At 70.2% G+C, this 13,300-nt stretch carries 12 protein-coding genes; 9 read left to right on the top strand and 3 right to left on the bottom strand.

Translation table 11 applies throughout. The features are described from left to right. Positions 1–6: 6 nt before the first annotated feature. Positions 7–528 (top strand): cupin domain-containing protein, encoded by a 522-nt coding sequence (locus ACIPC1_RS33620; protein WP_402523945.1) that lies wholly within the window; start codon positions 7–9, stop codon positions 526–528. 6 nt (positions 529–534) lie between these two features. Here ACIPC1_RS33620 and ACIPC1_RS33615 read toward each other — a convergent pair whose 3' ends face one another. Continuing rightward, positions 535–1,761 carry an acyl-CoA dehydrogenase family protein gene (locus ACIPC1_RS33615; RefSeq protein WP_402523943.1) on the bottom strand — a complete coding sequence of 409 codons (1,227 nt, stop codon included), beginning with the start codon at positions 1,759–1,761 and terminating at the stop codon, positions 535–537. Between the two features lie 169 nt (positions 1,762–1,930). Here ACIPC1_RS33615 and ACIPC1_RS33610 point away from each other — a divergent pair, with 169 nt between their 5' ends. Then, positions 1,931–2,575, top strand: a complete 645-nt coding sequence (locus ACIPC1_RS33610; protein ID WP_402523939.1) for a TetR family transcriptional regulator — start codon at positions 1,931–1,933, stop codon at positions 2,573–2,575. A gap of 476 nt (positions 2,576–3,051) precedes the next feature. On the opposite strand, the gene def is transcribed toward ACIPC1_RS33610, so the two are convergent. After that, positions 3,052–3,591, bottom strand: coding sequence for a peptide deformylase (gene def, locus ACIPC1_RS33605; protein WP_402523936.1), 540 nt, complete (start codon positions 3,589–3,591; stop codon positions 3,052–3,054). 153 nt (positions 3,592–3,744) lie between these two features. Between def and ACIPC1_RS33600 the strand changes: the two genes are divergently transcribed. The 7 genes from ACIPC1_RS33600 (at position 3,745) to ACIPC1_RS33570 (ending at position 12,078) form a co-directional block, all read left to right on the top strand. After that, the gene (locus ACIPC1_RS33600) at positions 3,745–4,983 is read left to right on the top strand and encodes a MurT ligase domain-containing protein (protein ID WP_402523934.1); all 1,239 of its coding nucleotides are present in this window, start codon (positions 3,745–3,747) and stop codon (positions 4,981–4,983) included. Positions 4,984–5,002: 19 nt separating this feature from the next. After that, entirely contained in the window at positions 5,003–5,731 is a 729-nt protein-coding gene (locus ACIPC1_RS33595) for a glutamine amidotransferase (RefSeq protein WP_365444854.1), read from the top strand. 189 nt (positions 5,732–5,920) lie between these two features. Beyond that, positions 5,921–6,946, top strand: coding sequence for a 6-phosphofructokinase (locus ACIPC1_RS33590; RefSeq protein ID WP_402523931.1), 1,026 nt, complete (start codon positions 5,921–5,923; stop codon positions 6,944–6,946). Positions 6,947–7,059: 113 nt separating this feature from the next. Further along, positions 7,060–8,013, top strand: coding sequence for a cytochrome c oxidase assembly protein (locus ACIPC1_RS33585; RefSeq protein ID WP_402523928.1), 954 nt, complete (start codon positions 7,060–7,062; stop codon positions 8,011–8,013). A 121-nt stretch (positions 8,014–8,134) separates the two neighbouring features. Continuing rightward, the gene (locus ACIPC1_RS33580) at positions 8,135–9,694 is read left to right on the top strand and encodes a DUF6777 domain-containing protein (RefSeq protein WP_402523926.1); all 1,560 of its coding nucleotides are present in this window, start codon (positions 8,135–8,137) and stop codon (positions 9,692–9,694) included. A 39-nt stretch (positions 9,695–9,733) separates the two neighbouring features. After that, positions 9,734–11,815 carry a protein kinase gene (locus ACIPC1_RS33575; RefSeq protein WP_402523924.1) on the top strand — a complete coding sequence of 694 codons (2,082 nt, stop codon included), beginning with the start codon at positions 9,734–9,736 and terminating at the stop codon, positions 11,813–11,815. Positions 11,816–11,907: 92 nt separating this feature from the next. Continuing rightward, a complete protein-coding gene (locus ACIPC1_RS33570) occupies positions 11,908–12,078 on the top strand; it encodes a hypothetical protein (RefSeq protein WP_365444839.1) in 171 nt (56 codons plus the stop codon). Between the two features lie 3 nt (positions 12,079–12,081). On the opposite strand, the gene ACIPC1_RS33565 is transcribed toward ACIPC1_RS33570, so the two are convergent. Beyond that, positions 12,082–13,287, bottom strand: a complete 1,206-nt coding sequence (locus ACIPC1_RS33565) for a sensor histidine kinase (RefSeq protein WP_384378068.1) — start codon at positions 13,285–13,287, stop codon at positions 12,082–12,084. Positions 13,288–13,300: the final 13 nt, after the last annotated feature.

Genomic DNA, 13,300 nt, shown 5'->3' with positions numbered 1-13,300 from the left:
CGGCGGATGACAGCGTCCGAGGGACTGCTCGTACCACCCGGTCACGGCCGGGTCGTGCAGACGCCGGCCCAGCATGTGACGTTCAAGGTCACCGGCTCGCACTCGCGGATGGCGTCGACCTTCGAGGTCGTGGTGCCCCCCGGCTTCGACGTGGGCGCCCATGTGCACACACGCAGCGAGGAGTTGTTCTACGTCCTCGAAGGCGAGCTGGACGTCCTCGCCTTCGAGCCGCGGGTGCGGACACCCGACAACTGGCAGCGGTGGGAGTCGAGTTCGGGAACCCGCGTGGTACGGGCGACCCCGGGCACGGTCATCGTCGTACCCCCGGGATGTCCGCACGCGTTCTCCAACCCCACCGAGACGCCCGCGAAGATGTTCTTCCAGGCGTCACCGCCGCCGGACCACGAACGGTACTTCGACGAACTGCTGGAGATCCTGGGCACGGGCGGCCCACCGGACTGCACGGCGATCGAGAAACTCCGGGCGAGGTACGACATCGAGCAGCTGACACCTCTGAAACACCGGTGAGGAGGGCTAGCGGATCGGCATCCCCGACAGGGTGCGCGCGATCACGAGCCGCTGGATCTCGCTCGTGCCCTCGAAGATCGTGTAGATGGCGGCGTCGCGGTGCATGCGCTCGACCGGGTACTCCCGGGTGTAGCCGTTGCCGCCGAGGATCTGGATCGCCTGCCCGGTGACCTTCTTCGCGGTCTCACTGGCGAACAGCTTCGACATCGAGCCCTCGGCGGCGGTGAAGGGCTTGCCGTTGACCGCCATCCAGGAGGCCCGCCAGGTCAGCAGGCGCGCCGCGTCGATCGACGTCCGCATGTCGGCGAGCTGGAAGGCGACGCCCTGGTTGTCGATGATCGCTCGCCCGAACTGCTCGCGCGTCATCGCGTAGTCGAGGGCGACCTCGTACGCGGCCCGCGCGGTGCCGACCGCCATCGCGGCGACAGCCGGACGGGACGCCTCGAACGTGGCCATCGCCGCGTTCTTCACGCGCTCGCCGCCGGACTTGGCGCGCTCACGGGCGCGGGCGAGACGCTCGTCCAGCTTCTCCTTGCCGCCGAGGAGGCAGGAGCCGGGGACACGGGCGTTCTCCAGGACGACCTCGGCGGTGTGCGAGGCGCGGATGCCGTGCTTCTTGAACTTCTGACCCTGGGACAGGCCAGGGGTGCCCGACGGGACGATGAAGGAGGCGTGGCCCTTGGAGCCGAGCTCGGAGTCGACGACCGCGACCACGACGTGGACGTTGGCTATGCCGCCGTTGGTCGCCCAGGTCTTGGTGCCGTTGAGAACCCACTCGTCCTTGGCCTCGTCGTAGACGGCACGGGTGCGCATGGAAGCCACGTCGGAGCCGGCGTCGGGCTCGGAGGAGCAGAAGGCGGCGACCTTGACGTCGTTGGCGTCGCCGTACATCTGGGGGATCCAGGTGCCGATCTGCTCCTCGGTGCCGTTGGCGAGGACGCCCACGGCGGCGAGGCCGGTGCCGACGATCGACAGGGCTATGCCCGCGTCGCCCCAGAACAGCTCCTCCATGGCCATCGGGATACCGAGTCCGGTGGGGTCGAAGTACTGCTGCGCGTAGAAGTCCAGGGAGTAGATGCCGACCTTGGCGGCCTCCTGGATGACCGGCCACGGCGTCTCTTCACGCTCGTCCCATTCGGCGGCGGCGGGGCGGATCACATCGGCGGCGAACCCGTGGATCCAGTCCCGCACCTCCTTCTGGTCGTCGTTGAGCTCCATCGTGAACTCGGCCATGGCCCCTCCAACAATGCACTACAGTGTTACTTGCGGTAACTGGAGTCTGTTACCGACCAGTAGGGAAAGTCAACTCCCGAGCTCCGCTCGGCAGCCCGTTCGATACACATGCGCCATTGAGTGTTAGTTTGCGCAGGCGTCACCGAATCAGCACGGGTGGGGAGAGACCATGGACACCACACAGCGGACCGATCAGCAGAGGTCCGCCGACCGCCGTCGGCGCGAGCTGCTGGAGGCCGCGGACAGAGTGGTTCTGCGTGACGGCCCCGGAGCCTCGATGAACGCCATCGCCGCCGAGGCGGGCATCACCAAGCCGATCCTCTACCGCCACTTCGGCGACAAGGGCGGACTCTACGCCGCCCTCGCCAAGCGGCACACGGACGCCCTCCTCGGATCGCTGCGCGCCGCACTCGACGCCCCGGCCGAGCGCCGCGAGCGCGTCGAGGCCACGCTCGACACGTACTTGGCGGCCATCGAGGCGCACCCCCAGGTCTACCGGTTCCTGATGCATCCCACCGAGGGCGGCCAGCCGGGCGACCCCGGGTTCGACGTGAGCAAGCACTCCCTGCCGCTGCTGCGCCGTATGGGCGAGGAGCTCGCCGAGGTCATCGAGGAGCGCGTGGATCTCGGACCCAACAGTCAGCAGCTCTCCCGGGTGTGGGGGCACGGAATCGTCGGCATGATGCACGCGGCCGGCGACTGGTGGATGGGTGAACGGCCTTGCTCGCGGGCCGAGTTGGTACGGAGCCTTGCGGACCTGCTGTGGGGGCGGCTGGCTGCCGCCGGGGACCGCGCCGGCGGGCCGGGGTTCTGACGGCCGTCTTTCACGGGCAGGGCTGTGTGGGACGGGCCGCTTTCACCGGCGGGGCCACCGGCAGCTCGCCACCTCACCTACGGGCCGCACAAGGCCGGCCGCTCCCACCTGCGGGGCAGTGCGGCGCCGACCGCTTCCATCGGCAGGGACGCGGGCAGCTCCCCACCTCACCTGCGAGCCGCACAAGGCCGACCGCTTCCGCCGGCGAAGCCGCGCGGCGCCGACCGCTTCCAACAGCGGAGACGCGGGCAGTTCGCCACTTCACCTACGGGCCGCACAAGGCCGACCGCTTCCGTCGGCAGGGACGCGGGCAGCTCGCCACTTCATTTGCGGGCCGCATAAGCCGGCCGCTTTCACCGGCAGGACCGCGGGGGGCTCGTCGCTTTCACCGGCGGGGACGCGGGCAGCGTCCCTTCAGGGGCGCGGGGAACTGCTCGGCCGGCCACGGACAATCCGTAGCCGACCGGGGGCGACGGTCAGCGCCCCCAGGACGCCCGCGCCGCCTGCCTCATCACCCTTCGGTGGCGCCAGCCCGTGAGCCGATCCACGTACACCCCTCCGTCGAGGTGATCGCTCTCGTGCTGCAGGCACCGTGCGAACCAGCCGGTGCCGTGCACCCGCACCGGGTCACCGTCCGCCGTGAAGCCCTCGACGACGGTGTGGTCGTACCGCTCGGTCCCCGCCTCGAGACCCGGGAGCGACAGACAGCCCTCCGGCCCGCGCAGAACCACACCGTCCGCTTCGACGAGACGCGGATTCACCACATGACCGACATGGCGGACGTCCTCGTCGTCGGGGCAGTCGTATACGAACACCCGCAAGGACTCGCCGACCTGGTTCGCGGCGAGGCCGACGCCCTGGGCGGCGTACATCGTCGCGAACATGTCCTCGACGAGGCGGGCGAGTTGGGGGCCGAAGACGGTGACCTCCACACACGGGGTGTGCAGGACGGGGTCGCCGAGCAGGGAGATGGGCCGGACGCGCCCTCGGGAGCCCGGGATGGAGCCATGTCGCATGGCCGCAAGGGTACGGTCCTTGGTGGCGCGCGAATGTCGCGCGGGCACCGTCGTGGTGCCGCGATTCGGGCACGTGAGTGGATCTCGATAGGCTGAGGGCCACACGATGCCGGAGGCAGAGGCGCGGCGCGTACGCAAGGAGGATCGGACACGATGTCAGGCAACTCGGACCCGCTGACGCCGCGGGCCAAGCTGGCCGTGACGGCCGGCAAGGCGGCAGCGGCCGTCTCGCGCGCCGCCGGACGCGGCAGCGGATCGGTGATCGGCGGCCGGGTGGCACTCAAACTCGACCCCGACCTGCTCGCACGGCTCGCCACGCACCTGGACGTCATCCTGGTGTCGGCCACCAACGGCAAGACCACCACGACCCGGCTGATCGCGGAGGCGCTGGGCGCCGCGGGCCCGGTCGTGTCCAACGCGCTGGGCGCCAACATGCCGGCGGGTATCACCTCGGCGTTGTCCGGGGGTTCGGACGCCAAGTACGCGGTCATCGAGGTCGACGAGAAGTACCTCTCCGGCATCGCCCGCGACACCGACCCCAAGTGCATCGCGCTGCTCAACCTCTCCCGCGACCAGCTCGACCGTGCCGCCGAGACCCGGATGATGGCCGAGCACTGGCGCGAGGGCCTGGCCGGTTCCAAGGCCGTCGTGATCGCCAACGCCGACGACCCGCTGGTCGTGTGGGCCGCGTCCTCCTCGCCCAACGTGGTGTGGGTCGCCGCCGGTCAGATGTGGAAGGACGACGCCTGGTCCTGCCCGTCCTGCGGCGGTGTGATGCAGCGCCCCGGTGACGACTGGTACTGCGGCGAGTGCGGCTTTAGGCGTCCGACGCCGAGCTGGGCGCTCTCCGGCGACCACGTCCTGGACCCGCACGGCTCGGCCTGGCCGATCCACCTCCAGCTGCCGGGCCGCGCCAACAAGGCGAACGCCGCCTCCTCGGCCGCGGTGGCCGCCGTCTTCGGCGTACCGCCGCAGGTCGCCCTGGAACGCATGTACCAGGTGCAGGCGGTGGCCGGGCGCTACGACGTGGTGCAGTTCATGCAGCGCGAACTGCGTCTGCTGCTCGCGAAGAACCCCGCGGGCTGGCTGGAGACGTTCTCGCTGATCGACCCGCCGCCGACCCCGGTCATCCTCTCGGTGAACGCACGCGGCGCCGACGGCACGGACACGTCCTGGCTGTGGGACGTCGACTACACACAGCTCACGGGTCACCCGATCTTCGTTCTCGGCGACCGCAAACTGGACCTCGCCGTGCGCCTGGAGGTGGCGAACCAGCAGTTCCAGGTATGCGAGAACCTCGACCAGGCCGTGCAGCTGGCGCCGCCCGGACGCATCGAGGTCGTCGCGAACTACACCGCTTTCCAGGACCTGAGGCGTCGTGTCGGCAACTGAGCCACGAAGGACGAAGAAGATGAGTGACAACAGCCTGCGTCTCGTATGGATCTACCCGGACCTGCTGAGCACCTACGGCGACCAGGGCAACGCCCTGGTCGTGGAGCGCCGGGCCCGTCAGCGCGGCCTCGACGTGGCCCGTCTCGACGTACGCAGCGACCAGCCGATCCCCACCTCCGGCGACATCTATCTGATCGGCGGCGGCGAGGACCGGCCGCAGCGGCTCGCGGCGGAGCGGCTGCGCCGCGACGGCGGTCTGCACCGCGCGGTCGGCAACGGCGCGATCGTCTTCTCGGTGTGCGCCGGGTACCAGATCCTCGGCCACGAGTTCATCAACGACCTCGGGCAGCGCGAGCCGGGCCTCGGCCTGCTCGATGTGACGTCCGTGCGCGGCGAGGGCGAGCGGTGCGTCGGTGACGTGCTCGCGGACCTCGACCCGCGGCTCGGCCTCCCTCAGCTGACCGGCTTCGAGAACCACCAGGGCGTCACCCATCTCGGCCCCACCGCGCGCCCGTTCGCGAACGTGCGGCTCGGCAAGGGCAACGGCACGGGCGACGGCACGGAGGGCGCGTACAACGACACCGTCTTCGGTACGTACATGCACGGGCCCGTCCTCGCCCGCAACCCGCTGATCGCGGACCTGCTGCTGAAGCTGGCGCTGGACGTGAACGCGCTGCCGCCGATCGACGACCGGTGGTACGAGGCGCTCCGCAACGAGCGCATCACGGCCGCGCAGCAGCCCGCCTGACCGCGGCCGGGCTGCCCGCCCGATCCCCACCGCACAGCCCGTCTGACCGGGCTTGCGCTCACGTGTGCGGGGGCGTCCAGCAGGCGGACGCCCCATACGGCCCCGCCCCCTCCCGCCGGTAGGGTGGCGGGGATATTGCCGGACAACGGGGTCCGGTCTCCGGCCCACGTTGAGAAGGTATTTCGGGCGATGCGCATTGGTGTCCTCACGTCCGGCGGTGACTGCCCCGGTCTGAACGCCGTCATCCGGTCCGTCGTGCACCGCGCAGTCGTCGACCACGGCGACGAGGTCATCGGCTTCCGCGACGGCTGGAAAGGCCTCCTGGAGTGCGACTACCTCAAGCTCGACCTCGACGCGGTGAGCGGCATCCTGGCTCGCGGCGGCACCATACTCGGTTCCTCCCGGGTCCAGCCCGAGCATCTGCGTGACGGTGTGGAGCGGGCCAGGGGCCATGTCGAGGATCTCGGGCTCGACGCGATCATCCCGATCGGCGGCGAGGGCACCCTCAAGGCGGCCCGCCTCCTCTCGGACGGCGGCCTGCCGATCGTCGGCGTACCGAAGACCATCGACAACGACATCGCTGTCACGGACGTGACCTTCGGTTTCGACACGGCCGTCGGCGTCGCGACCGAGGCCCTGGACCGGCTGAAGACCACCGCCGAGTCCCACCAGCGTGTGCTGATCGTGGAGGTCATGGGCCGCCACACCGGCTGGATCGCCCTGCACTCCGGCATGGCGGCGGGCGCCCACGCCATCGTCGTACCGGAACGCCCCTTCGACATCGAGGAGTTGGCCGCCAAGGTCGGCGAACGCTTCGCCGCGGGCAAGCGGTTCGCCATCGTCGTGGCCGCCGAGGGCGCGAAGCCCCGCGAGGGCTCGATGGAGTACGACGAGGGCGGCAAGGACGTCTACGGGCACGAGCGGTTCGCCGGCATCGCCCGCCAGCTCTCCCTGGAGCTGGAGGAGCGCCTCGGCAAGGAGGCCCGGCCGGTGATCCTCGGGCACGTCCAGCGCGGCGGTACCCCGACGGCGTACGACCGGGTGCTCGCCACGCGGTTCGGCTGGCACGCCGTGGAGGCCGCGCACCGTGGTGACTTCGGCATGATGACGGCGCTGCGGGGGACCGACATCGTGATGGTGTCGCTCGCGGAGGCGGTCGAGACACTCAAGACGGTTCCGGACGAGCGGTACGCCGAGGCCGAGTGCGTGCTCTGAGTCGTATGTGAGGGAAACAGCGGGAACTGCCCCCGGTCGCAGCGGCGACCGGGGGCAGTTCTAGTCTGGTGCGGACAGACAGCGCACAACCAGTACGAAACAGGAGCCGGCGGATGGATGACAGCGGGCACGGCATGACCATGGATCTGCCGCCGTTCACGCTGGGGCGAGGTCTGGAATGGTCGACCGACCCGTTCTTCCTTGTCGCCTGCCTGCTGGGGCTCGGCCTGTACGGCTGGGGGGTCGTACGGCTGGCGCGGCGCGGCGACAAGTGGTCGGTGGGCCGCACCATCTCCTTCGTCATCGGCGTCCTGACCGTGATGCTCATGATGTGCACCAAGCTGAACGACTACGGCATGGTCATGTTCAGTGTGCACATGGTGCAGCACATGGTGATCAGCATGCTGTCGCCCATCCTGATCCTGCTCGGTGCGCCGATCACGCTGGCACTGCGGGCGCTGCCGGTGGCGTCGAAGCGCGGCGACAAGGGGCCGCGTGAACTGCTGTTGATGTTCCTGCACAGCCGGTTCATGCGGATCATCACGCACCCCGCCTTCACCATCCCGCTGTTCATCGCGAGTCTGTACGGGCTGTACTTCTCACCGATCTTCGACTTCCTGATGGGCTCCAAGGTGGGGCACCTCGCGATGATGTGTCACTTCCTCGCCGTCGGCCTGGTCTTCTTCTGGCCGATCATGGGCGTGGACCCGGGGCCGCAGCGGCCGGGCTATCTGATGCGGATGCTGGAGCTGTTCGCGGGCATGCCGTTCCACGCTTTCTTCGGTATCGCGCTGATGATGGCGTCCGCGCCGATGGTGAAGACGTACGAGAACCCGCCGGCCTCGCTCGGTATCGACGCGCTCGCCGACCAGACCGCGGCCGGCGGCATCGCCTGGGCGTTCAGCGAGATCCCCTCCGTCCTCGTGCTGCTCGCACTGCTCTTCCAGTGGCATGCCTCCGAGAGCCGGCAGTCCCGCCGCACGGACCGGGCGGCGGACCGCGACGGCGACAAGGAACTCGAGGCGTACAACGCCTATCTGGCCTCACTCAACGCACGCAGTCGCTGAATTACCTTCTTTTTTCCGCTTGCGTGAAACGGATTTCTATTCAGTAGCATGGGGGCGAAGCCTCGCGTCCGGACTCATGTCCGGCACGTGAGGTCCGGGGGAAACCGCAGGGGGAGCGGTCATGACATTTCGCGCGTCCATGCAAAGGTCGGGATCAACGGCGATCGGCAGGATCGCCTTACTGCTGGTCGCCGTGCTGATGGTCAGCGGATGCAGTAAATCCGAACAGCTGTCCGTAGTGCGGGCCATCGCCGCGGGGATTTCGCAGGCCAATCCCTTTTTCAAGGAGGACGGCCGGCTCGGCAAGGACCTGCGCCTCCCGGAGGCACGACCGAGCGGCGGCATACAGGCCAGCAACAGCCCGGGGCTGTACGGCGGCGCGACGGGCGGGGACGACGGCTCGTCGGGGCAGGATGATGACGGTGGGGCCACCGGTGAGTTCGGCGGCTCGACCAGGCCCGGCACCTGCGACGTGGAGAAGCTCAAGAACTTCCTCACCGACAGCAAGAACTCCGCGAAGGCGCAGGAATGGGCGCGGATTCGGAATATCAGCACCGCTGAGATCCCGGGCCATATCGATCAACTCACACCTGTGGTGCTGCGCCACGACACCCTCGTGACGAATCACGAGTACAAAGATGGCAAGGCCGTCCCCTTCGACGCTTTGTTGCAGGCTGGAATCGCGATTCTGGTCGACCGGCAGGGACTTCCCGCGGTGAAGTGCTCCTGCGGTAATCCACTTCTCCCCTACAAGGGAAACATCAAGAAGACGTCGGTGCAGTTCAGGGACGGAAACAAGAAGTGGCCCGGTTATCAGCAGGACCGCATTGTGGTCGTCAAGCCGCCGCCGGGGAACCAGAAGATCGAGCGGCTCCAGCTCGTCGACGTCCATGACCCCGATCACGGGATCAACCGCCCGATCGGTACCGAGGGCGAGGACGACAAGTCCTTCGACACCCATGCGGAATTCAGGGTTCCGGCCGTCACGCAGACGACGTTCGCGGCGGCGGCCCAGAGCCTGGCCGACCACGGGCTCGCCATGGCGTACGACGGCGACTCCCTGCCGGCCGACGACGCCCTCGTCACCGCGTCCCGGCCGACCGAGGGCAGCACGCTGGAGTGGGGCGCCGCCGTGACGCTGTTCGTGCAGACCCCGCCCGAGGACAGTGGCGGCGGCCCGACCACTCCCCCGGACCCGGGCGGCGCGACCCCGGGACCGGGCGGATCGAGCCCCGTGCCTGGGAGCTCCAGTACGGGCCCTGGGGGCTCCAGTACCGGTCCGGGCGAGTCCAGTACCGGCCCGGGGGCAACGAGCACCGGTCCGGGGGCATCGGGTGGCGCTCCTGACACGACGGCACCGACGCCGTCCGGTGGGGCGTCCGGTCCCTCGTCGCCGGTCGGCGGGTCGGCGTCCGGGGGCGACTCCGGGTCGCCCGGCACGTCACCACCGCCGCCCGGCTCGGGTGGCGGGACGGACTCGGAGCCCCCGGTGAGGAGTCCGACGGCGAGCCCACCTGCGCCGAGCACCCCGACCAGCGAGTCGGCCGATCCCACGGAGACTGAGTCCGTCTCGACCGGCCCGGCATCGACCGGCCCCACGACGAGCGACTCGATCTCGACCGGCTCGACATCGACCGGGCCGACACCGAGCAGCGCACCGGCGTCGAGCGCCCCGTCCTGACCCGCGTACCGAACCAGCGCAGAACCCGGGAGCGACCGGATGGCACAAGGATCACCGCAGTCGGGAGTGGGCCGGATCATCGCCGGCCGGTACGAGCTCATGGACCAGGTGGGCTCCGGCGGGATGGGCCATGTCTGGCTCGCCCACGACCGGCGGCTGGACTGCGAGGTCGCGCTCAAGGAGATCCGGTTCCGCTCGGCGCCGGTGGCCGGCGAGGAGCACGAGTCCCGGATCGCGCGGGCCCGCGCCGAGGCGCGGCACGCGGCGGTGCTGCGGGGGCATCCGCACGTGGTGACCGTGCACGACGTACTGGAGCACGAGGGCCTGCCGTGGATCGTGATGGAGTACGTGGCGGGCGCGGAGGACCTGCGCGACTGGCTGGTCCGGCGCGGCCCACTGGCCCCCGACGAGTGCGCCCGTATCGGCCTCGCGGTCCTGGACGCGCTGACCGCCGGTCATGAGCGCGGCATCATGCACCGCGACGTCAAGCCCGCCAACATCCTGCTCGCTCCGGACCGCACGGGCATGCCGGGATCCCGGGTCCTGCTCACCGACTACGGCATCTCGGTCCAGCCTGACTCCACCGAGACCCGCTGGACGCTGACATCCATCCTGGTCGGCACGGCCGGGTATCTGGCGCCGGAGCGTGCCACGGGCGGGCCGCCGACCGCGGCGGCCGACCTGTTCTCGCTGGGCTGCACGCTGTACTTCGGTGTGGAGGGTTTCGGTCCCTTCGACCGCGACACCGATCTCGCCACGGTCACCGCCGTCGTCCTGGAGGAGCCGCCACCGCCACAGCGGGCAGGGGCCCTGCGGCCGGTCATCGAGGCGCTGCTGGCCAAGGATCCCGCACGGCGACTGTCCGCGGAGGACACCGCGGCGGCCCTGGCCAGGATCATCACGCCCGAACCCCACCCGCCTACCCAGGTCGACGGAGGATCGCAGCCGCCCTGGGCGGGGCTCGTCACATCCGACGGAACCCCGGCAGGCCTGATTCCACCGGGTCCGGCATCACCGGGCCGGAGTTCCGGCGGCCCGCCCCAGGACCAGGGCCTCGCCGCACCCGGCGCTTATACGCCCACGCCCACCGCCCATGGCACTCACTCCCCCACCGCCCACCCCGCGTACGCCCCCACGGCCCAGGCGTCCGGCGCCCCGCCCGCGTACGGCTCACGTCCGGGCCAGGGCTTCGGCCCCCCACCCCCGGCCGGCCCGAGCGGCCCTCAGCCCGGCATCGGCTACGGCCCGCCCTGGTACGGGGGCCCGCCCACCCCGGCGTCCGGCCCTTCGGGCAGGCGGCGCCGCAAACGCCCCCTCCTCCTGCAAGGCCTGGTGGCACTGCTCCTGGCGCTCGGCCTCGCCGCGGGCGGAGTCTGGTACGCCATGGCGAACAGGACCGTGAAGCCGTACGGCGCCACGGTCGGACTCTCCGAGCCGCTGCGGCAGGGCGACTGCGTCCGGGGCGATCCGCCTCCCTCCGAGGTGGCCGGTGTCCCGCCCCTCACGCTCGATCCGAGCTGCAAGGACATGGTCCCGGACGGGCAGGTGATGGGGCTGTACAAGGCATCCTCGTTCGAGGAGGCGAGCAGCCGGGGAGCGGCGCGGTGCGCGGAGCTGACGAAGGAGACCGCGGGGAGACTCGCGTGGCACGTGCGGAGCCTGGCGGTGGTGCCGACGCGTGAGGGGTTCGGCGCCGCCGCCGGCAGTGTCGCCTGTCTGCTGGTCGGGAAGCACGGCCCGGTGTACGGCCCACTCGGCGCGCTCCGTCCGTACGGGATGACCTTCGAGGACGCGACCCAGATACAGCGCGGGGACTGTCTCGGTCATGTGGACGGGGACGCGCGCGCGAGCACGCACTACGACCTGCTCGCCTGCGACAGGGAGCACACGGGGAAGGCCGTGCAGATCACTCACCTCAAGACCGCCCCGACCGGGCAGGACGCCGACGCGGCTGCGGACACGCAGTGCGCGAAGGACGCCCGGCCGGAGGAATTCGGCTATCCCTCCGCCACCTACTTCAGTCATGGCCTGCGCAGCACAGGACTGTGGGGCAAGAAGTACTACCTGGTGGTCTGCGCCGTCGAGCGTCGGGACAAGACCCTGATGCACGGGGGCGAGTAGGCCGCCCGGCCCTGGCGAATCGCGCTCTGTCGGGGGAAAATGGGCCAAGGCCACGGCATGCGCCGCGGACCCGCCCGAAGGAGGGTGCTCAGATGCCCGGTTCGACGCCTGGTTCGACGAAGGCAATGGGGGTGTTGACCGTGGGCGGGCTCGTCGTGGTGACGGCCTACACGGTGGCGCTCGGCAGCAACGGCTGGCTGTGGTTCGGCTGGGTCGTACTCGGCCTGATCACGCTGGGCATGGTGGCCGCGCGCAGCGCCTGACGCTCACTGACGTGGCAGTCGCGCGGCCGAATGCACGCCCGGCTGGTACTTCGGCAGCCGGGCGGTGATCTTCATGCCCGCTCCCACCGCGGTCTCGATGACGAGGCCGTAGTCGTCCCCGTACACCTGGCGCAGCCGGTCGTCCACGTTGGACAGCCCGATGCCGCCCGAGGGGCTGACCTCTCCGGCGAGGATGCGGCGCAACCGGTCGGGGTCCATTCCGGTGCCGTTGTCCTCGATGACGACCAGGGCCTCGGCTCCCGCGTCCTGTGCGGTGATGCTGATGTGGCTCTTGTCGGTCTTGCCCTCCAGGCCGTGCTTGACGGCGTTCTCCACGAGGGGCTGGAGGCAGAGGAAGGGCAGCGCGACCGGCAGCACCTCGGGCGCGATCTGGAGTGTGACGGACAGACGCTCCCCGAAGCGGGCCCTGACAAGGGCCAAGTAGTGGTCGATGGCGTGCAGTTCGTCGGCGAGGGTGGTGAAGTCGCCGTGCCTGCGGAACGAGTAACGGGTGAAGTCGGCGAATTCCAGGAGCAGTTCGCGGGCGCGCTCGGGGTCGGTGCGGACGAAGGAGGCGATCACCGCCAGCGAGTTGAAGATGAAGTGCGGGGATATCTGGGCACGAAGTGCCTTGATCTCGGCCTCGATCAGCCGGGTGCGGGACTGGTCGAGGTCGGCGAGTTCCAGTTGTACCGAGACCCAGCGGGCGACCTCGCCCGCGGCTCGCACGAGGACGGCGGACTCGCGGGGCGCGCAGGCGACGAGCGCGCCGTGCACCCGGTCGTCGACGGTGAGGGGGGCCACGACGGCCCACCGCAGCGGGCAGTCGGGTTCGAAGCAGTCGAGCCGGAAGGCCTCGCCGCGGCCGGTCTCCAGTGCTCCTGCGAGCCGCGCCATGACCTCGGTTCGGTGGTGCTCCCCCACGCCGTCCCAGGCCAGAACGGTCTCCTGGTCGGTCAGGCACAGCGCGTCGGTGCCGAGGAGGGTGCGCAGGCGCCGGGCGGACCGGCCCGCCGTCTCCTCGGTGAGGCCCGCGCGCAGCGGGGGCGCGGCGAGCGAGGCGGTGTGCAGGGTCTGGAAGGTGGCGTGCTCGACGGGGGTACCGAGTCCACCGAGGCTCTCGGGCCGCGCGGTCCGCCTGCCGAGCCAGAACCCGGCGGCGAGCAGCGGGAGTACGGCGACACAGAGCCCCGCGACGAAGCCGCTCATGACGTGACCTCCG

Origin of the sequence: Streptomyces sp. NPDC087263, assembly GCF_044744645.1 — a bacterium.
Classification (GTDB): Bacteria; Actinomycetota; Actinomycetes; order Streptomycetales; family Streptomycetaceae; genus Streptomyces.
The sequence above is the reverse complement of the archived record's forward strand: the minus strand, read 5'-3'. Positions and strand labels throughout refer to the sequence as shown.